Genomic DNA, 20,708 nt, shown 5'->3' on the forward strand with positions numbered 1-20,708 from the left:
GTGGATTTACTAAGAATGCGAGGGGAAATTTAAAATGGGAAACTTTTCAATGATTATCTTGCTAGTATTAATGCTGGGAATGTTCTTTATGATGAACCGTTCTCAAAAGAAACAACAGCAAGAACGTCAAAGTTTATTAGATGCAATGAAGGTCGGAGATAGCGTAGTTACTATTGGCGGACTTCATGGTGTGATCTCTGAGATCAACAACAACGATAAAACAGTTACGTTAGACTGTGAAGGAATTTATCTAGTATTTGATCGTTCTTCAATCAGAACGGTGAAGTCTGGTGTCCGTCCAGCGGCAGCCCCTGTTGAAACGGAAGTTGTTGAACCAGAAACAACAGAGCCTACTGAAACTGTCGTGGAAGAAAAACCTGAAGATAAAACAGAAGATAAGTAAGATTTATTATTGTTCTTACTATTATAATCGTTGAGGTGCGTAATTATACGCACCTTTTTTTGTTTTCTCGCAAAAACCAGATTACTTATCAGCTGTTAAAAATAAGGAATATAAGATTTTAAAACCATCTCTTTTGCTAATGATAATCTGAGAAAATAAAAAAAGAGAGGTACTTTGCCAGTAGAGGAATCAGTACTAGGAAATAGTTATGACGCACGTGTTCTTTTGTTTAGTGGAATAAAACGATAGTGGAGGGGAAAAGAATGAGAGAAAGAAATGGTGTATCTATCCTTGTCCTTCTTTTGTTATTGGGGCTGAGTATGACAATGACTAGTGTGTTTTCTCCTGTGGTTACAAGCGCGGCGAAAGATGTTACAGATAAGGTAGAGGTTCTTGGGGTAGAAGTATCCAAAGAGAACGGGATTCAAGTTTCTGAAGCGAATAAAGTTCAAGTAGACGAGATTGTCCAATTGAGCTACTTATGGACCATTAGTACAGAAAACATGAAAGAAGTGGAAGCGGGAGATACATTTGCTTTTACGTTGCCCGATGAACGGTTTCTCCATACTTATATAGAGGAGCCGACATTGGATTTGACTAATTCTGTCATCAAAGAGACGATTGGTCAGGCTTTTCTAAGAAATAATCGTTTTACTGTAAGACTTAATGACCTAGGAGCAAGTCAAAAAGAGCTGATAAATATTCCATTAACAATTAAAGTGAAAGCTGTAAAAGCAGGCAATGGTATTAATCTAGGAGGCAATGATTCGCTGACAAATCACAAATTGACAATTATCGATTCAGTAACTTCAAAGGCTAGTCCAATCCAAGTAGAAGCCCAAGTAACAGGAATTGGTGACTTGCCTGAATTTCAACATTTCGAATATGTGATCGTGGATCAAACGCAGCCTGTTAAAGCAGTTGCTTATGGGATTACTGAAAAAAAGATAGTAAAAAAAGGGGAAGTAGTCAAAGTTTCCTTCTATAAAAATAAGTCTCCTCAGGGAAAGTATTTAGACAGGATCGAGGGTTTGAAAGACTGGAAGTCATTGTTAAGCGATGGACACAGCTATTTAATTCGTGAGGTTTCTACTCCAGGGTATCAAACAGTAATTACAGGCGGAGCTGGTGAAGGAAATCAATATAATTTTCGAACTCAAAATACCCAAACCAATAAATTTCTTGTCTTAAATCAAATTTCCTTAAGAGGACAGGTCTCTAGTGATCAAGTTTTTGTTCCTGCGACAGCTATTCTTCAGAGTCGAAAGGAACAGTCAGAAATAACAATTGGAAAACCTTCTACAAAAGAAAAGATGACAGCTCAAAAGTCTACTACCCCTACTTCAACCACTAGTTCAGAGAATAAAGACGGTATCAATTTAACTAAAATCGATTCGGTAACGGGAGAGAAGCTCTCAGGTGCAGAATTTGAATTAAGCAACGAGAAGGGAGAGAAGATGTATCTTCGTAAGAAGCTAATAACGGATAAGAATGGCCTGCTGCACATTCATCCGTTGCCAGAAGGTAACTATTCATTAGTAGAAATAAGAGCACCTGAAGGCTATACATTGAATAATGAGCCGATAACATTTACCTTTACCAAAAAAAATAAGCGAATCTCCTTAACAAAAGAGAATATCAAGGAAGGCGAGACAGCAGCTACGAAAAAGAATGCTTCAAAAGAAATGGACACAACAAAAGAAAGCAGCCGCGAACAATCAAGCCAATCAGCATCAACTGCAACTAAAAAACAATATCCAAAAACAGGGATGTCTAATAATAAACTTCTCTCTATTATAGGCTGCATCCTCTTGGTAGGGACAGTTTTTGTATTAAGTGCTAAAAGGACCAGTTAATGCAGACTTAATAGAAATTCATTTGGGTAGCCACTAATTTCGTATAATCCGAAAAAGCAATTAACGGGTAAATTGCATTTGTGAAAAAAGTTCTTTAAAAGAGTAAAGAATTAGTTAAAGTTACTATAAAAACAAATGTTACGAAAGTCTTTAAAATAGGGAGTTTGTTAATAAAACGAAATGGTGTGAAAAAAATCACAAAAAGTATTTACAAACGATCGGCTGTGTTGTATGATGTGTATGTGAAAAGTAACACAAAAATTTTTAGGAGGATACACATGGCTAAAGCGATTGAAAAGGAAAAAGACGCGATCAGCGTTGAGCAAGTGATTGATGAATTAGCGGCAAAAGCAAATGTTGCTCTGAAAGAAATGGAAGATTTCGATCAAGAAAAAGTTGACCATATCGTTCATGAAATGGCAATGGCTGCACTAGACAAACACATGATGTTGGCAAAAATGGCGGTTGAAGAAACTGGCCGTGGGATTGTCGAAGATAAAGCAATCAAAAATATGTACGCATCAGAGTATATTTGGAACAGTATCAAACATGATAAGACAGTTGGCGTAATCGGTGAAGACAAACAAAAAGGTTTAATTGAAGTTGCCGGACCTGTCGGTGTTGTTTGTGGGGTAACACCTACCACGAACCCAACTTCTACTACAATCTTCAAATCAATGATTGCATTGAAAACAGGGAATCCAATCGTTTTTGCATTCCATCCAAGTGCTCAAAAATGTTCAGCTGAAGCTGCACGTATCGTTCGTGATGCTGCAATCGCAGCGGGCGCTCCTGAAAACTGTATCCAATGGATCGAAAAGCCATCGATCGACGCAACTTCAATGTTAATGAATCACCCAGGTGTAGCAATCGTCCTTGCGACTGGCGGACCTGGCATGGTTAAATCAGCATATTCTACTGGGAAACCAGCTTTAGGTGTAGGTGCTGGTAACGTACCTTCATACATTGAAAAAACTGCAAAAATCAAACGTGCGGTAAATGATTTGATCGTTTCTAAATCTTTTGATAACGGAATGATTTGTGCTTCTGAACAAGCGGTCATCGTTGACAAAGAAGTCTATGAAGAAGTAAAAGCTGAGTTCCAAGCACATCAAGTATATGTAGTGAAGAAAGCAGAATTGAAGAGATTAGAAGACGCTGTAATGAACGAAGGAAAATATGCAGTAAATCCTGCAATCGTTGGTCATTCAGCTGAAGATATCGCGCAACGCGCAGGAATCAAAGTTCCAGCGGGAACTAAAATCCTGATTGCGGAATTAGATGGCGTGGGTGCGGATTATCCATTATCTCGTGAAAAACTTTCTCCAGTTTTAGCTATGATTAAAGCAAATGATCACCAACATGGATTTGATCTTTGCCAAGGCATGCTTGAGTTAGGCGGATTAGGACATACAGCGGTTATCCATACTGAAGATGAAGATTTACAAGTGAAATTCGGCTTACGTATGAAAGCTTGCCGTATCTTAGTAAATTCACCATCTGCTGAAGGCGGTATCGGTGACATCTACAATGAAATGATCCCATCATTGACTCTTGGTTGTGGTTCATACGGTAAGAACTCTGTATCTAAGAACGTATCTGCTATTAACTTAATCAATGTTAAAACTATAGCGAAACGGAGAAATAATATGCAATGGTTTAAATTACCATCAAAAATCTACTTCGAAAAGAACTCTCTATTGTATTTGACGCAAATGGAAAATGTTGAACGTGTTATGTTAGTTTGTGACCCTGGTATGGTTCAATTTGGGTATGCTGACATCGTTCGCGAAGTTCTTGGACGTCGTAAAAATGATGTGAAAATCGAAGTGTTCTCTGATGTTGAACCAAACCCTTCAACAAACACTGTTTACAAAGGGCTAGAAATGTTCAACGAGTTCCAACCAGATACAGTCATCGCTCTTGGTGGTGGTTCAGCAATGGATGCGGCGAAAGGCATGTGGATGTTCTTTGAACACCCAGACACTTCATTCTTCGGCGCGAAACAAAAATTCTTAGATATTCGTAAACGGACTTACAATATCGGCAAACCTGAAAAAACTCAGTTCGTATGTATCCCGACAACTTCTGGTACTGGTTCTGAAGTAACACCATTTGCCGTTATTACAGATAGTGAAACACACGTGAAATACCCATTAGCAGATTACGCGTTAACACCGGATGTAGCGATTGTTGACCCTCAATTTGTTATGACAGTACCTGCTTCAGTAACAGCTGATACTGGTATGGACGTATTGACACATGCGATCGAGTCTTATGTATCTGTTATGGCATCTGACTACACTCGCGGATTAAGCTTACAAGCAATCAAGATCGTTTTTGAAAACCTTGAAAAATCTGTTAAAACAGCTGATCCAGAAGCACGTGAAAAAATGCATAACGCATCAGCAATGGCTGGTATGGCCTTCGCCAATGCATTCTTAGGAATTTGTCACTCAATCGCTCATAAAATTGGTGGAGAATATGGTATCCCTCACGGACGTACGAACGCAATTCTATTGCCTCATATCATCCGTTACAATGCCAAAGATCCTCAAAAACATGCGATGTTCCCTAAATACGACTACTTCCGTGCCGATGCTGATTATGCTGATATCGCGAAGTTCTTAGGACTTAAAGGCAATACAACAGCTGAATTAGTGGAAGCACTAATCGAAGCAGTTTACAACTTAGGAGCAGCTTGTGGTATTGATATGAACTTGAAAGCGCAAGGCGTGACTCAAGAAACATTGAATACAACAGTGGATCGTATGGCTGAGTTAGCTTACGAAGACCAATGTACAACAGCGAACCCTAAAGAACCATTAATCAGCGAGCTGAAAGAAATCATCGTAACAGCTTACGATTACAAAGCGTAGAGTTTAGCGAGAGCCCTCTTTATGAGGGTTCTTTTTTTTGAACATTTCTTATCCTGTTAGGCAAACAAATAGTAAATGGATAGCTGTCAAAATTATTTTCGATCGATGTCCCAAAGACAATAGCGAGTTATGGGAAATTTACATATTTTTTAGAAAAAAATAATTTCGATTGTTTTTATTTAAAAGATTCAATTTTTTTAGGAAAAATGAATCTCTTTGATTGTTATAGTCTGTGAAAAACGATAGACTAGAATTAGGATAAGAAGAAGGGTTCGAGGGCATGGAGAAGCTGAAGCGAGAGATAAAAGAACTAAGTGAATCAAATGCGCGTTTAGGTGCATTAATTGATTATTTAACAAATGAAAAGAAGTTAATGGCAAGTAAAGCAAATCATATCTTTATGTTAGATATGCAAGATTATGTTGCCGCGTTGAGTCGCTTGGCTCCCTCGGATTCAAAATTTTCTGTGGCACCTCCTGAAATCAAGCAAATCAATCGACTTTTGACGCAGCAATACGAACTGATGAAACTGGTTCAAAGAGATTATGCTCGTCTTGAGGTTTCTGGGAATTTACCAGAGGAGCTAGAGTTCGATGCGAGCAAGAAAAAGCATTTTAGACGCTTGCAGATTATTAATCAGTTATTACTGCAAGACAATATCTATTTTCAATCTATGTTGGATGCAAAAAAAATCAGCGGAAATATTCGGATCGGTGAGAAGAAAAACTGGCTGCAACGACTTCTTAGAAGATAAAGAAATCCATTCGTGGGTTTCTTTTTTTTGATTTTTGAATTAGATGACACAAATAAAGAACGACTGATTGATGTGCTCTTCGATGAATGATATGATGTTTTGAAATACATCATATGAATTTGAAAGGAGTGCATCATGAAAAATAAAAAAATGATTTTTGTGGTATTTATCGTAGCGTTGAATCTTCGATTGGGGATTTCATCCATACCGCCATTAATTGGAATGATCAAGCAGGACTTGCAGCTGAACAATTTTCAAGTAAGTTTATTAACAAGTATTCCTGTAATATGCATGGGCATGATGGCGTTTGGTGTCAAACGAATGCAGCAACAATTCGGTCGTGATCGAAGCATTCTGGCTTGTCTATTTTTATTGGCGATAGCAACCGCCAGTCGGGGAATATTTTCAAGTTATATAAGTTTAGTCGTTTCTGCTATTGTCATTGGCTTTTCAATCTCAATCATCGGTCCCTTGCTTTCAAGCTTGATTAAGGAGTTTTTTCCAAAACAAACAGGCTTGCTAATTGGTATTTATTCAATCAGTATGGGGGTGGGATCGGCTACGGCATCGAGGTTTAGTCTTTCGTTAGCTAAAAACACTTGGCCCTTTGCGTTAGGAATTTGGAGTCTGTTAGCTATTCTAGCGGGATTAATTTGGTTCGTTATGATGGGAAAGAAGTCTGTTCAAATGATGAGCTCAGTAGCTAAAGTAAAGGGGTTTCCACTTAGTAATAAGCAAGCTTGGAAGATGGTTCTATTTTTTGGCTTACAATCAGGCATGTTTTATGGAATGAGCACGTGGTTAGTCGAACTGCTTGTTCAAAAAGGTTTTTCTCGTGAGACAGCTAGTCAATACTTAACATTATTTGTGATAGTGCAAATGCTTTTTAGTTTTGTTATTCCAGTATTGATGGACCATTGGGGAAAGATTCGAAATTGGATCATTCTTTGTGGCGTAATGATCGTTTTGGGGATAGTCTGCTTGATGATGAATGTGTTTTTTCTCTTGATTGTCGGTATTTTTCTGGTTGGTTTTGGTCTAGGCGGTTATTTTCCTATAGCGATGTTGTTGCCGCTTCAGGCTAGTGAGGATCCTTTAGAGGCAAGTTTATGGACAGGAATGATCCAATCTTTTGGCTATATTGTGGGTGGAATGATTCCGATTCTTTTAGGGATTTTTGTCGATATTTTTAAATCCTTCAACATCTTCTTATATGGTATGATTATTTTGTGTAGCGGGATACTACTACTGACAATTCAAGGAAGAGGCTATGAGAATGACGAAAAATCGTAATCTGGTGAACGAAACGATTCAACAGCTGGAGAATTACATTCAGCAAAAAGAGCTGATGATAGGAGATAAACTACCCGTCGAAAAGGAATTAGCTGAGTTTTTTGGTGTTGGTCGTTCCACATTGCGTGAAGCGGTTAAAATTCTAGCTTTTAGTAATATTTTAGAGGTGAAGCAAGGTTCTGGAACCTTCATCAAAAATGGCATAATCGGTGAGTATTCAACGAAGGAGCTCTTGCAGGCACGATCTATGATTGAGACCCAAGCATCTATCATGGCAGCAAAACACCAAACGGATAAGGAAATGCTGGAGTTGAAAGAAGTGCTGTTTCAACGGAATCAGTTGCTGGAAGCGGGGAAATTTTCCGAATACATTGATGCAGATTTGACTTTCCATCAACAAATTGTTTCTATGAGTCGCAATCCCTTTTTAATCAAGTGGTACAATGAGCTACTTCCTGATATAAAATTACATTTGAGTCAACAGGTCTTGCGAATGGAAGCGTATCAGGATAATACAAGTTTGCATAATAAGATTTATCGGGCATTACTTGATAGGAAAGTGGAAGAAGTTCAGGCGATGATTCAAAAAAATATTTTTATAGACGAAGAGGACGCAATCATTTGATCGCATCCTCTTTTTTGGCTAGCAGCGTACCGCTAATTTTTTATAATCAATTCCTCGAGCTTGGCACCATTCTTTTGGCGCACCGCTTAGAATAATAGGGTTATGAATCAAATCAGTCGTTGCGGCTTTATCCGTCATAAGGTACAGGCGATGCAACTGTATCTTCCAGTCTTCAATCAATTCGATTGTCGCGTCAATGCCATTGCTTATAAGGTGATCTAAGATGGCTGCTGAAATGCCGACAGCCTTAGCGCCTAAACAGAGTGCCTTAAAAATATCATACGCGTCGCGAATGCCGCCAGAAGCCAAAATGGTCATATCCTCGATCGTTTGGGCTTCTAGCAGTGAGATAACTGTTGATTGACCCCAATCATCCAAATAGTCCAATTCTCGTTTTTTCCGACGAGCATTTTCAATTTGAGAAAAGCTCGTGCCACCGCGTCCTGAGACATCTGCTGCTTGGGCGCCAAGCAATTGCAGCTGCTGGATGGTTTCTTTGCTCATACCGAAGCCGACCTCCTTCACAATCACCGGAACAGATAATTGCTGGATGGTTTCTTCGATATTTTTTTGCCATTCATGAAAATCGCGATCGCCCTCAGGCATGACAAGTTCTTGTGGTACATTCAGATGAATCTGCATGCCATCTGCTTGTAGCAGATCTACGATTTTTTTTGCATCTTCACTGGTTCTTCCTGCCCCCATGTTCCCTAAGATCAAGCCATTGGGATTTACTTCCCGAACTACGGTATAGGAATCGGCAACACTAGGGTCCTTTAATGCTGCGCTAACTGAACCAGTAGCCATCATTAGGTCGGTTTCTCGAGCGATGATTGCTAAATCATGATTGATTTTTTTTGTTTTTTCACTGCCACCAGTCATGGCATTGATGTAGAAGGGGACACTGAGCTTTAGTCCTAAAATATCTGTGCTCAAGTCAATTTCTTCTGGACGTGTATTGACCAAAGAAGAATGAACGAGACGAATTGCGTCGAAATCATTTTCTTTGGGTTTCTGATGAAAAGCTCTAGCTAATGAAACATGTTCATCCTTACGATTCATGGCGATCCTCCGTAAGATGGTAGACATGTAAAGGTAACGGGGTGATGCCCGCTTTTTCCCACGAACTCATCAACGGTAAGATACCGGCACGTTTATCAACAATCACGATTCCGCAATCGCCACCGCCTGCGCCAGAAGATTTTGCGGCACCGCCATATTTTTCTGCTAGGTCATTCAAGCGTTTCAATTCTTCGGTCTCAATGGATACGTTGCTTAGGCTAGTAAGCTGATTTAATAAACTGCGGTTTTTGCGAATCATTTTTTGGATCAAAGCAATATCGTTTTGTTTGAAGCCTTGGATCATTAGATCTACGCAGTTTTTACTCTCGTTTAAGAAATTCTCATAAGAGTTTTTCTTTTCTTCACGGGATTGATGAACTTGATCCACTAAATCTGAAGTTGATGCTGGACTGCCAGTCCAGCCAATCAATAAGCGCAAATCTTCGGGAACTTGCAAGGGTTCGATCTTTAGATTTGGCCAATCACTTTCAATCAAGGTAGTCATTTTTTCAGTAGCTAATTTTTCCAATACCCAATCATGATCAAAGGTTGAAAATGCGAGCCATCCGCCATAACAGCTAGCTGCGATATCGCCGCAGGAGCCGTTGCCTTGGACGTTCAGGTGAGCCAGTGTAGCCAGTTTGAATAATTCAAGTTGAGAAAGATTTAGTTCGTAAAATGCGTTCAGTGCTTTGACAGTAGCCACTGTTACAGCGCCGCTGGAGCCTAAACCGTATTTTCGTCCATTGGAATTATCTAATTCGCTGGTAACCTTTAGGTCGAAGAAGGCTAGCTGCTTACCTTTTTCTTGAGCGAATTTTTCAGTAAAGTGAATGGCAGCCAATATATAATGGAACGGATTGTCTCGAATATCTAAGACTAATTCATTTTTACGTCGTGTCCAACGAATCGGCATGTCGCTATATTGAGCGGATTGGATACTGCCGCTTTTTTTAGCTGGACCAATAGAGACGGAAATGAATTGATCGATCGCAACGATGATTGCCGGATGTCCCGGTTCAACGACCGCATATTCACCGGCGATGTATAATTTTCCAGGTGCAGTCACTTCGATCATTTAATTCTCCTCCTCTGACAAGATTTCAATAGCAGGACCAGCATGAGCAACAACGATTTGTTGTGGGTTAAAGTGGTCTTTTAAGGTATCTAACAATGCTTCTTCATTTTTACGTTCAACTAGAATTTTGACATTGGGACCAGCATCCATCGTAAAGTAACAAGCCAGCCCATTTTCTCTGATCTGACGAACGAGATTCATCGCCTTCATACTTTCTGCTGACCAATAGGTAAATGGGGGAGTTGCCGCTAAGGTCGTTCCATGCATTTTTAAGGCACTGGCTTCAGTGACTTCTCCAAGAGCAGTAAAATCTTTATCCTCGATGGCTTTTCGTGCTTTCTTAAGATCTTGCGGTACAGTCTGTAGCCAGCCGTCATAGAAAGCGGATGTTTCGACTGTTCGCTGCATACCGTCGCGGCTGGAGATGTCTTTTTGTGCGTCGTTAACCACTATGAAGAGCATACTAAGCTCGTTTTCAAAGCCGTCACTAGGAATGTTGACAGCAAAAGAAGAGTCATCGGAGTCGCCCTTTTGCCATTCAGCAAACCCGCCGTAAATGCTACGACAAGCAGAGCCAGATCCACGACGAGCCAAACGGGATAATTCTTCTGGTGACAGGTCTAAGTTTAGCGCTGCGCTAGCTGCACCAGCTAAAGCCGCCAACCCGCTAGCAGAAGAAGCCAAGCCAGCTGCTGTAGGGACAAAGTTTTGACTTTTGACAACTGCGGCCAAGTTAGTGTTTGCTTTAGCGCGCACTAAATCAAGAAAGCGACTCACTTTTAGGGTCGCTTTCGAATCCTGCAGTTGATTGTCTAGATAGAAGAGATCCTCGGACACGTCTTCTGAAAAAGTAACGCTTGTTTCAGTATAGAACGCATCCAATGTTAGTGATAAGCTGTTATTCATTGGAATGATCAGCTCTTGATTTTCTTTCCCCCAATATTTTATCAAGGCAATATTCGTATAAGCCCGAGCTTTACCATTAAACATGCGCATAGACACCTAACCCTTCGATCCATGTATTTCGTGCGCCTGCATCCAATAGAATCTGTTGCAATTGTCGCCCGCTTGTTTCGTCTTCAGCTAAAGCAATCATGCAGCCGCCACGGCCGCCACCTGTTAGCTTCGCGCCTAAAGCGTGATTTTCTAATGCCGTTTCAATCAAATGATCTAAATGCCGATTGCTCGTTCCTAATAAACGCAATAGACCTTGTGCTTGATTCATACAATCGCCTAAAATTTGTGGTCGATTTTGTAAAATGGCTTTTTGAGCTTGGGCAGTCAATTTACCCAGTGTTCGCATTTGCTTATTCGTTTCGTAAGGACGCATTTCCATCAGTTTAGCAATGTCCTTAACCGCTTTACGAGTCTGTCCTTTAACGCCGGTATCGGCCACCACTAAAAAGGCATCCATGTTCAATTGGAAGGGTTGGAAACCAATCCCTTTTTGATAAAGAATTGGTTCAGTACCGCTGATAGTGGTCGCATCAATTCCGCTAGGATTTCCGTGCGCCACAGCTTCTGCTTGATTTACGAAATGCAGCACATTTTCCTGAGTGGCTGGTTCTTCCATCCAATCAAAGACAGCACGAGTAATCGCGACTGCTACCGCTGCGCTAGAGCCCATTCCGCGTTCTGCTGGAATCGTGCTTTCTATTTTTAAATAAAATGGTTCTGGAATTTTGAAATGCTTTACCAAATACCAAAGTAAGACCGTAACATTGCGCATTGTATTAGGCGCTTCTGAAAGCGGTCCGTGAAAGAAACTGGATTCAATCCACGATTCTAATTTATTCGCGCGAATCGTTGCTTGGATTCCTGTTCCTGAAAAGGGAAAAGCAATCGCTGGTTCTCCATAGACAACCGAGTGTTCTCCCATTAATATAATTTTCCCACTGGCATAACCCGTGCCAATCGATTTCATTAAAAAAACCCCTATTTCGTTTTAGAGTAACTATTCCCAAAAAAATATTTCTGCGGTTTATTGCTGTCTGTTAATGATTTTAAAGCAATTATTTTTCTAGTGAAAGCAATACGTTTTTTTGTATTCCACCTGAATAAACAGGGGTTGATTTTTCTTTATAACGACTATTTATTTATTTCTCTTTTTCATTTTACTCAGAGAAAGCCGACAAGTAAACGAAACCCTTGAAAAGATTTTGAAAATCAACGATTTTTTAAACATTCCTTAGAAGAAGAAAATGCTTTTTTTTAGAAGTATTTCAATTGACGGCACAAGATATTGGGGGTATATTAGATAAGTTGAAAAAAACGCACTATATTTTGTATGAAATGAGTTGGAGGTTTATGAGCGTGATCGTATTAGCAGGAACCATTGGAGCAGGGAAATCAAGTTTGACCGCGATGCTGTCAGAGCATTTAGGCAGTCAAGCTTTTTATGAATCCATTGATGATAATGAAGTATTACCGCTGTTTTATGCTGATCCAGAACAGTATGCATTTTTACTACAGATTTATTTTTTGAATAAACGTTTTGATAGCATCAAAAAAGCGATGCAGGATGATAACAATGTTTTGGATCGTTCGATCTATGAAGATTCATTATTGTTTCATTTAAACGCCGATCTTGGTCGTGCAACTGAGACGGAAGTGAAGGTCTACGATGAATTATTAGCGAATATGATGCAAGAGCTGCCTTACGCCGCTCACAAAAAACATCCTGATTTATTAGTGCATATTCGAGTTTCCTTTGAAACGATGATGGAACGTATTCAAAAACGTGGACGAGAGTATGAACAATTAGAATTTGATCCAACACTCTATGATTATTATAAAGAATTAAATAGCCGTTACGACCAATGGTATGAAGAGTACAATGAGAGCCCTAAAATTCAAATTGATGGTGATCGTTTGAACTTTGTAGATGATGCGGCGGCTCGTGATGAAGTGATTCGTTTGATTGATGAAAAAATTTTAGAAGTTCAAGGCGCAGTAGTGGAATAATCAAAAGATGCTTAACTCAATGGGGTTAAGCATCTTTTTTTACCACTATCGCCTCGAAAGGACGTAATGTCATTGTTTTTTTCCACGATGGGTCGGGGTAATTTGCCAGTAATATCGTAGTTGCTGTATTTATCCAACGGTTTGGCAGAGTAACAGATTGTAGCTGATCGCTCAAGTTAGTGATGACATAGGCTTCATCGGATACTGTTTTGCGTGTATAAGCCCAGACTGTCGGGTGTTTTGGCAATTCAATTTGATAACTTCCAGAAATAAAAACAGGCATTGATTTTCTCAATGAGATCAACTTTTTATAGTAGTTGAGCGGAGAGAAAAGATCCGCTTGCTGCATAGCAACATTGATTTTGTCAGTGTTAGGATTTACCTTCATCCAAGGCAGGCTATTAGAAAAACCGCCAAAGTTGTTCCAATGCATTGGAGTGCGAGAGTGATCTCGAGTCCAATGAGTGGTTAAACGTAGAGCTTCCTCAGGCGACAATCCTTGTTCAAGCCAAGCGTGATAGGATGCTAATGAATCTGTCGCGTTCACTTCATCAATCGATTCGAAAGGATAATTGGTCATCCCTAATTCTTGTCCTTGGTAGATAAAGGGTGTTCCTCTTAAGAGCATATAGGCAGTTGCTAGTGCGGATGCCGACTCACTTGTTCCGTTTCCAAAAACGGAGTTACTACGAGGGTTGTCATGATTATCGATATAAAGTGCATTCCACCCTATCGGCTGCAGGTCTTTTTGCCATCGTGACAAGACTTTTTTGAACCCTAAGAGATCGCCCACCTCTTGACCAGGTTCTCCGCTTCGAACTTGGTGTTCTAATTCAAAGATCATATCGATATAACCGTCTTCTTCATGTGTCCAAAAAGGAGCCTTCTTACTATTGACTCCGCTTGCTTCACCGACAGTCATAATGTCGTAGCTGCGGAAGATTTCTCGCAATTCAGACATATATGTTTCGATACCGGAGACATTCATGAAAGGTGCCCATGGATTATCGGTAATTTTAAAATCCCAAGGTTCTTTTTGAATGTGACTAATCGCATCTAAACGAAAACCGTCGATACCAAAATCGAGCCACCAGCGAATCATTTGATAGATTTCTTCTCGCACTGCTGGATTTTTCCAGTTGAGATCAGGCTGTTCTTTTGCGAAAACATGAAAATACGCTTGCTTCGTTTGCTGGTCATAGGTCCAAGTTGATCCTCCAAAAAAACTTTGCCAATTATTAGGCATTTTTTCAGGGGTTGCATCAGCCCACAGATAATAATCTCGATAAGGATTTTCTCTGTCTTTTCTTGATTCGATGAACCAAGGATGCTGATCACTGGTGTGGTTTACTACTAAATCCATGATGAGGCGAATTCCTTGCGCATGGGCTTCTTCGAGCAAGTTCTTCAAGTCCTCAAGTGTACCAAATTCGGGATTGATTGCTTGATAATCGGAGATGTCATAGCCGTTATCTATGTTGGGGCTTTGATAGATAGGGTTGAGCCAAATAAAATCAATCCCTAATTCTTTCAAATAGGGAAGTTTTGACTGGATTCCTTTTAGATCACCAATTCCATCATCATTGCTATCCATGAAACTGCGGGGATAGATTTGATATCCTACAGCATTTTTCCACCATTTACTCATTATTAATCTCCTAGCTCTACTACAAAAGCATCCCAAGGAGCTAAATTAACAGTTTGCTCGCGAGGAATATCTGATGTTAAGTTTGAAATAATCACTTTTCCTAAGTTTCCTTCTGGGAAAGTAAAGGAATGAGGGGTGTTTGAGAAATTCGCGACGACCAACCATCGTTTGTCTTCGTAGATTCGAAGGTAGCTGTATACTTCATCCGCTGTGTCAAGCAGTAACTGATAATCTCCCCAAACCATAATCGGGTGCTCTTTACGTAATTGAATCAATTTTTGATAGGTATAAAAAATTGATTGGGGATTATGCAAAGCTTTTGTAACGTTGATTTTGGAATAGTTTGGTGAAACTGCGAGCCAAGGCGTTCCTGTTGTAAAACCAGCTTGAGGAGACGTATCCCATTGCATCGGAGTTCTCGCGTTATCTCTTCCTTTTTGATTGATCGCGTTTAATAAGGTTTCCTTTGATTGTCCTGCTGAGAGCTGTTCGAAATACATATTTCGACTTTCAATATCCTCGACTTCTTCAATGTCAGTAACTACATGATTGGTCATGCCGATTTCTTCTCCTTGATAAATGTAAGGTGTGCCCTTCATGCAATGGAGTAAAATAGCTAGCATCTTTGCTGATTTCTCATGATAGTCCTCGTCATTTCCCCAACGAGAAACAATACGAGGGAGATCATGATTGTTCCAAAAAAGGGAATTCCAACCGTTATCACCTAATTCAGTTTGCCATTTTGAAAAAACAGTTTTTAATTCTTTAATCTGTAACGGTCGGCTGACCCACTTAGATTGTCCCGCTACTTCATCTAAACCAATGTGTTCAAACTGGAAAACCATAGATAATTCCTCGCGAGAAGGGTCAGAATAAAGTTTTGCGATGTCAGGCGTCGCTCCCCATGTTTCGCCAACAGTCAAAAGCTCTTTGTTGCCAAAGGTCGCGTGATTCATTTCCTGTAAGTATTTATGGAGTTTAGGCCCGTTACCAGTAATCTTTTTATCCGGAATCTTTCCAATCAAGTCAATGACATCCATCCGAAAACCACCAATGCCCTTATCGATCCAAAAGTTCATCATGTCGTATACAGCTTGCCGAACAGAAGCGTTTTCCCAGTTTAGATCGGGCTGCTTTTGGCTGAATAGATGGAGGTAATATTGTTTCGTCTTTTCGTCATATTGCCAAGCAGGTCCGCTGAAGATACTCTTCAAATCATTTGGATAAGTATTATTGACTGGGTCACGCCAGATATAAAAATCACGGTAAGGATTGTCCTTGGAGTTTCGTGCTTCGATGAACCAAGGGTGTTCATCGCTAGTGTGATTGACGACTAAATCTAAGATAATTCGAATGCCGCGTTCTTTCGCTTCATGAATTAATTGCTCCATCTCTGCCATCGTGCCGAATTCTTGCATGATGGCTTGATAATCTGAAATATCATAGCCGTTATCATCATTTGGACTTTGGTAAACCGGACTTAGCCAAATGGCCCCAATTCCAAGTTTTTGCAGGTAATCCAGTCGTGAAATAATTCCCTTTAGATCTCCGATCCCATCGCCGTTTGTGTCTTGAAAGCTGCGTGGATAAATTTGGTAAACAACGACTTCTTGCCACCAGTGGCTCATAAACGTCACACTCCTATGAAAATGAGGAAAGGATCTAGCCTTCCGTTATTTTTTTAAAATTGCAAAACCATTCGGTTCAATCGTAATTCTATCGCTGTCTGCATCAGCTAGATGCAGCATGATGGATTCGCCTAGAGAATGCTCAACGATTGGTAGATCACCTGTATTGAAAATGCCGATCATGCATTCATCTGGAATAGTTCTTGTAAAGATTAACGTTCCAGTGTTCGCATCAACTTTCTGCCATTCTAGCGAGCCTTCGGAAAGAATGAATTGATTTTCTCGGCGAAACGCAATCAATTCCTTTACAAATGCAAAAAGATTCAAATCCTGTTTTTTAGGATCCCAGACCATGCATTTTCGACAATCAGGGTCCATACCGCCATCCATGCCGACTTCGTCCCCGTAGTAAAGACAAGGAACCCCCTGTTGCAAGTAAAGAAACGCTAGAACTTGTTTCATTAGGTTCTTGTCGCCGCCGGCAAGTGTTAATAAACGAGGTGTATCGTGACTGTCGATCGTGTTTAACATCATTTGATTTGTTTGCTTGCGGTACAATGTTAACTGTTCGTTTAGATTGCTGACTAATTTATCCAACGGAATCTTTTTCTCTAAAAAATAGTTCGTGATAGATTCAGTAAAGGCGTAATTCATCACCGCGGTAAATTCATCGCCTTGCAACCAAGGCTGTGAGCTATGCCAAACTTCTCCAAGAATATAGAAATCATCTTTTAATTCGTGACAGGTCTCCGCGAATTTTTTCCAAAGATGATGATCCACTTCATCAGCTACATCTAACCGCCAAGCATCGATATCGAATTCTTGGATCCAATATTTTGCAATCGTTAAGATGTATTCCTGAACTTCTTTGTTTGCGGTATTTAATTTTGGCATATGAGGTGTAAAAGCGAACGTATCATAATTCATATCTTCCGCAACTTCAAAGTCGTCTGTTTTTGTATAGTGAACGGGGAAAGAATGGATATGAAACCAATCTTTAAAGCGAGACTGCTCTCCTTTTTCTAGGACATCACGCCATTGCATAGAGGTATCACCAATATGATTAAATACCGCATCTAACATGACACGTATCCCGCGACGATGACATTCTTCGACTAATTTTCGAAAGAGCTCTTTATCGCCAAACCCAGGATCAATTTCTAAATAATCCGTTGTATCGTATTTGTGATTGGTAGGAGCGGTGAAAATTGGACAAAAATAAATGCCATTAATTCCTAGATCACTTAAATAGTCTAGGTGATCAATAACTCCTTGAAGATCTCCGCCGTAGAAATCTTGTCGTCCAGGAAATTCCTTACTAGCCCAAGGGAGTACATCTGCTGGATCGTTACTTGGATCACCATTAGCGAAACGCTCAGGAAAAATTTGGTACCAAACGGTTTCTTTTACCCACTGAGGTGCCTTGAAGCGATCGATCTCATGGAAAAAGGGCATACGGAAATAGTTATTAGCCATCAACAAATAGATTTCTTCAACAGGGAAAACTCCATGTTCTGTAAAAAAAACAGAGGTTTCGTCGTAGCCTGTAACGATAAAACCGTAACCCAGACGTCGGTGAGGAGCAGTAACATCAATTTCCCAATAATCATACAGATCGGTAGATAGGGTCTTCCTCATTTTTGCGGGTTTGCTATACCAGCGTTGTTTGTCTAGTTGATAGGGGTCTCCGTGGACTAATGAGACGTTTTTACAATCTGCCCGAGCGGTACGCAAACGTATATGCATTATTTCGTTTGTGTATAAATAGGCAAATTCACTTTCAGTGCGATGATAAATTGCTGCTGTGTTCATGTAAACCTCCGTTACTAATAGATTGCCTCTTCCGTTTCGAAATCAAAGAAGCGAGCCTTATTTAAATTGAAGGCGAGACAGATTTGTTCGCCAGGATTATGAAAATCTCGAGCATCTACTTTAGAAATGAATTCTGTGTCACCGATTGTGGAGTACAGCATGGACTCATATCCAAGCAGTTCGCTGACAACAACGGTGGCAGAGACAACGGAATTCTCATAAGCTTCTAAAGCAACCTCTTCTGCTGTAATGTCTTCTGGTCGAATCCCAAAAGTTACTGTTTTTCCCTCATAACCTTGACCCGTTAACGTTTTTACTTGTCCTTCCGGCAAAGGGAGATCCAGACCTTTATGATTTGTGATGCGTCCATTTTTAAAAGTAACTTCAAAGAAATTCATTGCTGGGCTACCCATAAAGCCGGCAACAAATTTGTTCGCTGGTCTATTATATAGTTCCTGAGGAGATCCCACCTGTTGAATGACCCCTTCATTCATAATGACGATACGATCCGCTAAAGTCATTGCTTCCGTCTGATCGTGAGTTACATAGATTGTCGTGGAACCTAAGTTTTGATGGATTTTAGCGATTTCTGCTCGCATTTGTACGCGGAGTTTCGCATCTAAATTAGATAAAGGCTCATCCATCAAAAATACTTTTGCATCACGGACGATGGCACGACCCATAGCAACTCGCTGCCGTTGGCCGCCTGACATGTCTGCGGGCTTTCGATCTAACAATTCTGTCAAACCTAAGATTTTCGCAGCTTCTTCTACACGTTGTTTGATGTCATCTTTAGGATATTTTCGCAATTTCAATCCAAAAGCCATATTTTCGAAAACAGTCATATGAGGATAAAGGGCATAATTTTGAAAAACCATCGCAATATCACGATCCTTAGGAGGAGTATCGTTCATTCTAATTCCATCGATCTCGAATTCGCCATCAGTGATATCTTCCAATCCCGCGATCATTCTAAGTGTGGTGGATTTTCCGCAACCTGAGGGACCAACGAAGACGATGAATTCATGCGTTTTGATATGAAGATTAAAATTTTTGACAGAGTAGGCATTATTGTTTGGGTATTTCTTGTTAATGTGTTTCAAATTTAATTCGACCATTCTAATGCTCCTTTGGATTTAATAGGTTATTGTGGTGCAATTATTACATATTATGCAATCGGTTGCAAATGTGTAATTTATATTTCGATAGTTAAATAATTTGTATTTTATAATGTTTAACAAGCGATGTATATAAGTTAAACGCTGTATTAACAATGCTTAATAGTCTTTTAGAAATGAAGGACATGAGATTTAAAAAAACAATTTTTTTGTTTAAAATAAAATAAATTCAAAAAAATAAAATAATTTAAGCGCTTTCTATTGCAAAAATGAGCAATCGGTTGCATAATATGTTTTGTAGCAAAAATCAACTAACGCAGGAGGAAGCGGAATGAAAAGTAAATTGAAGAAGTATTTATTGTCAGGGGCAATGTTAGGAGCAGCTGTTTTAACATTGACTGCATGTGGGTCAGGTTCTGATGAAAAGAAAGCGGCTAGCTCATCAGATAAAACAGATGTGACGTTATGGGTTACAACGGATTCAAAAAAATTCTATACGAAAGTTTTAGAAGACTTTAAAAAGGACAATCCAGATATCAATGTAAAGGTTGTTGAAACTGAAGACTCGAAGGCTCAAGAAAATGTTAAAAAAGATCCTTCTTCTGCGGCAGATGTTTTTGCGCTGCCTCATGATCAGTTAGGACAATTAGTAGACTCTGGGGTTATTCAAGAAATTCCTGAAAAATATGCAAACGAGATTAAAGAGGAACAGTCGGAAACAGCATTGTTAGGGGCTACGTATAAAGACAAGGTCTATGCGTTCCCATACGGAATCGAATCTCAAGTGCTTTATTACAATAAAAAATTGTTGAGTGAAGACCAAGTCGGAACCTATGAGAACATTACTAAAGAAGCGACTTTCGGTGCGAATTTAAAGGCTGTCGATGCTTATAAAATTGGTCCATTGTTCATGTCGGTAGGTGATAAGCTATTTGGCGATACTGGAGAAGACGTGAACGGGACAGATTGGAATAATTCTGCGGGTGTTTCAGTCTTACAATGGATCGCAGATCAGAAGAATAATTCTGGATTTGTGAATGTCGGAGACGATTATATTTCGCAATTTGAGAACGAGAAGATTGCGGCGTTTGAATCGGGTCCATGGGATAAAGATAAAGCGATTGAAGCGGTTGGAAAAGATAATTTAGGAATCGCAGTTTATCCGAAAATTACTATCGGGGGCAGTGAAGTCCAACAAAAAGCCTTCTTAGGTGTGAAATTATATGCAGTAAACCAAGCTCCTGCTGATGGTGATTCGAAAAAAATTGCAGCAGATTACAAACTTGCGGCTTACCTATCTAATGCTGCGACACAAGAAGCTCAGTTTAAAGATGAAACGAGAAATATTATTCCATCGAATACAACGGTTCAACAAGCGGATTATGTAGCGAATGATGAATTAGCGAAAACGGTCGTTACCATGAGTGGTTCGGATTACTCTGTTGTTATGCCGAAGATTCCTGAAATGACGAATTTTTGGACAGCCTCTGCAGCCGTTTTAAGTGATACTTACAATGGAAAAATCAAGCCAGATCAATATCAAGCGAAGTTAGATCAACTAGTTGAGGATATCTCTGGCAACAAGTAA

The 20,708-nt window shown here is 39.8% G+C and carries 16 protein-coding genes; 8 read left to right on the forward strand and 8 right to left on the reverse strand.

Annotated features, from left to right (window positions below):
* The first annotated feature begins 34 nt into the window (after positions 1-34).
* The 6 genes from yajC (at position 35) to IGI50_RS01725 (ending at position 7,810) form a co-directional block, all read left to right on the forward strand.
* The gene (yajC, locus tag IGI50_RS01700) at positions 35-403 is read left to right on the forward strand and encodes a preprotein translocase subunit YajC (protein WP_245001275.1); all 369 of its coding nucleotides are present in this window, start codon (positions 35-37) and stop codon (positions 401-403) included.
* A gap of 263 nt (positions 404-666) precedes the next feature.
* Entirely contained in the window at positions 667-2,259 is a 1,593-nt protein-coding gene (locus tag IGI50_RS01705) for a SpaA isopeptide-forming pilin-related protein (protein WP_438775933.1), read from the forward strand.
* 278 nt (positions 2,260-2,537) lie between these two features.
* Positions 2,538-5,138: a bifunctional acetaldehyde-CoA/alcohol dehydrogenase gene (gene adhE, locus IGI50_RS01710; protein ID WP_438775935.1), complete on the forward strand. Its 2,601-nt coding sequence runs from the start codon at positions 2,538-2,540 to the stop codon at positions 5,136-5,138.
* A gap of 280 nt (positions 5,139-5,418) precedes the next feature.
* Positions 5,419-5,892: a hypothetical protein gene (locus IGI50_RS01715; protein ID WP_010747138.1), complete on the forward strand. Its 474-nt coding sequence runs from the start codon at positions 5,419-5,421 to the stop codon at positions 5,890-5,892.
* Between the two features lie 135 nt (positions 5,893-6,027).
* Positions 6,028-7,185: an MFS transporter gene (locus IGI50_RS01720; RefSeq protein ID WP_438775937.1), complete on the forward strand. Its 1,158-nt coding sequence runs from the start codon at positions 6,028-6,030 to the stop codon at positions 7,183-7,185.
* On the forward strand, positions 7,169-7,810 hold the full coding sequence (locus IGI50_RS01725) for a FadR/GntR family transcriptional regulator (protein WP_438775939.1): 642 nt from the start codon (positions 7,169-7,171) through the stop codon (positions 7,808-7,810). The genes IGI50_RS01720 and IGI50_RS01725 overlap by 17 nt, the downstream gene beginning before the upstream one ends.
* Positions 7,811-7,828: 18 nt before the next feature.
* Here the strand turns inward: IGI50_RS01725 and fni are convergent, their stop codons facing one another.
* Genes fni through mvk form a run of 4 tightly spaced genes read right to left on the reverse strand, consistent with a single transcriptional unit; the run spans position 7,829 to position 11,874 of the window.
* Positions 7,829-8,872 carry a type 2 isopentenyl-diphosphate Delta-isomerase gene (gene fni, locus IGI50_RS01730; protein WP_438775940.1) on the reverse strand — a complete coding sequence of 348 codons (1,044 nt, stop codon included), beginning with the start codon at positions 8,870-8,872 and terminating at the stop codon, positions 7,829-7,831.
* Complete coding sequence (locus IGI50_RS01735) at positions 8,862-9,950, reverse strand: phosphomevalonate kinase (RefSeq protein ID WP_218256506.1); 1,089 nt, start codon at positions 9,948-9,950, stop codon at positions 8,862-8,864. The genes fni and IGI50_RS01735 overlap by 11 nt, the downstream gene beginning before the upstream one ends.
* The gene (gene mvaD, locus IGI50_RS01740) at positions 9,951-10,940 is read right to left on the reverse strand and encodes a diphosphomevalonate decarboxylase (RefSeq protein ID WP_438775943.1); all 990 of its coding nucleotides are present in this window, start codon (positions 10,938-10,940) and stop codon (positions 9,951-9,953) included.
* Positions 10,933-11,874: a mevalonate kinase gene (gene mvk, locus IGI50_RS01745; RefSeq protein WP_438775945.1), complete on the reverse strand. Its 942-nt coding sequence runs from the start codon at positions 11,872-11,874 to the stop codon at positions 10,933-10,935. Before mvk ends, mvaD begins: the two co-directional genes overlap by 8 nt.
* A 383-nt stretch (positions 11,875-12,257) precedes the next feature.
* On the opposite strand from mvk, the gene IGI50_RS01750 reads away from it, so the two are divergent.
* Positions 12,258-12,914: a deoxynucleoside kinase gene (locus IGI50_RS01750; protein ID WP_438775947.1), complete on the forward strand. Its 657-nt coding sequence runs from the start codon at positions 12,258-12,260 to the stop codon at positions 12,912-12,914.
* 25 nt (positions 12,915-12,939) lie between these two features.
* Here the strand turns inward: IGI50_RS01750 and IGI50_RS01755 are convergent, their stop codons facing one another.
* The 4 genes from IGI50_RS01755 to IGI50_RS01770 are packed head-to-tail and all read right to left on the reverse strand — an operon-like array spanning position 12,940 to position 19,120.
* Positions 12,940-14,562 carry a glycoside hydrolase family 13 protein gene (locus IGI50_RS01755; protein ID WP_438775949.1) on the reverse strand — a complete coding sequence of 541 codons (1,623 nt, stop codon included), beginning with the start codon at positions 14,560-14,562 and terminating at the stop codon, positions 12,940-12,942.
* A gap of 2 nt (positions 14,563-14,564) precedes the next feature.
* A complete protein-coding gene (locus IGI50_RS01760; RefSeq protein ID WP_438775951.1) occupies positions 14,565-16,190 on the reverse strand; it encodes a glycoside hydrolase family 13 protein in 1,626 nt (541 codons plus the stop codon).
* Positions 16,191-16,235: 45 nt separating this feature from the next.
* Positions 16,236-18,002: a glycoside hydrolase family 13 protein gene (locus tag IGI50_RS01765; protein WP_438775953.1), complete on the reverse strand. Its 1,767-nt coding sequence runs from the start codon at positions 18,000-18,002 to the stop codon at positions 16,236-16,238.
* Between the two features lie 14 nt (positions 18,003-18,016).
* Positions 18,017-19,120, reverse strand: coding sequence for an ABC transporter ATP-binding protein (locus IGI50_RS01770; RefSeq protein WP_218256512.1), 1,104 nt, complete (start codon positions 19,118-19,120; stop codon positions 18,017-18,019).
* 331 nt (positions 19,121-19,451) lie between these two features.
* Between IGI50_RS01770 and IGI50_RS01775 the strand changes: the two genes are divergently transcribed.
* Positions 19,452-20,708 carry an extracellular solute-binding protein gene (locus IGI50_RS01775; RefSeq protein WP_438775955.1) on the forward strand — a complete coding sequence of 419 codons (1,257 nt, stop codon included), beginning with the start codon at positions 19,452-19,454 and terminating at the stop codon, positions 20,706-20,708.

Origin of the sequence: Enterococcus sp. DIV0170 (assembly GCF_051710765.1) — a bacterium.
Taxonomy (GTDB): domain Bacteria; phylum Bacillota; class Bacilli; order Lactobacillales; family Enterococcaceae; genus Enterococcus_A; species Enterococcus_A raffinosus.

Bases quoted from the DNA above. Each gene is read 5' to 3' on its own strand.
- IGI50_RS01705 (WP_438775933.1), top strand. From the start codon at position 667: ATGAGAGAAAGAAATGGTGTATCTATCCTTGTCCTTCTTTTGTTATTG.
- IGI50_RS01715 (WP_010747138.1), top strand. From the start codon at position 5,419: ATGGAGAAGCTGAAGCGAGAGATAAAAGAACTAAGTGAATCAAATGCG.
- fni (WP_438775940.1), bottom strand. From the start codon at position 8,872: ATGAATCGTAAGGATGAACATGTTTCATTAGCTAGAGCTTTTCATCAG.
- mvk (WP_438775945.1), bottom strand. From the start codon at position 11,874: ATGAAATCGATTGGCACGGGTTATGCCAGTGGGAAAATTATATTAATG.
- IGI50_RS01750 (WP_438775947.1), top strand. From the start codon at position 12,258: ATGAGCGTGATCGTATTAGCAGGAACCATTGGAGCAGGGAAATCAAGT.
- IGI50_RS01755 (WP_438775949.1), bottom strand. From the start codon at position 14,562: ATGAGTAAATGGTGGAAAAATGCTGTAGGATATCAAATCTATCCCCGC.
- IGI50_RS01775 (WP_438775955.1), top strand. From the start codon at position 19,452: ATGAAAAGTAAATTGAAGAAGTATTTATTGTCAGGGGCAATGTTAGGA.
- IGI50_RS01765 (WP_438775953.1), bottom strand. From the start codon at position 18,002: ATGAACACAGCAGCAATTTATCATCGCACTGAAAGTGAATTTGCCTAT.
- adhE (WP_438775935.1), top strand. From the start codon at position 2,538: ATGGCTAAAGCGATTGAAAAGGAAAAAGACGCGATCAGCGTTGAGCAA.
- mvaD (WP_438775943.1), bottom strand. From the start codon at position 10,940: ATGTTTAATGGTAAAGCTCGGGCTTATACGAATATTGCCTTGATAAAA.
- IGI50_RS01760 (WP_438775951.1), bottom strand. From the start codon at position 16,190: ATGAGCCACTGGTGGCAAGAAGTCGTTGTTTACCAAATTTATCCACGC.
- IGI50_RS01725 (WP_438775939.1), top strand. From the start codon at position 7,169: ATGACGAAAAATCGTAATCTGGTGAACGAAACGATTCAACAGCTGGAG.
- IGI50_RS01735 (WP_218256506.1), bottom strand. From the start codon at position 9,950: ATGATCGAAGTGACTGCACCTGGAAAATTATACATCGCCGGTGAATAT.
- IGI50_RS01770 (WP_218256512.1), bottom strand. From the start codon at position 19,120: ATGGTCGAATTAAATTTGAAACACATTAACAAGAAATACCCAAACAAT.
- IGI50_RS01720 (WP_438775937.1), top strand. From the start codon at position 6,028: ATGAAAAATAAAAAAATGATTTTTGTGGTATTTATCGTAGCGTTGAAT.
- yajC (WP_245001275.1), top strand. From the start codon at position 35: ATGGGAAACTTTTCAATGATTATCTTGCTAGTATTAATGCTGGGAATG.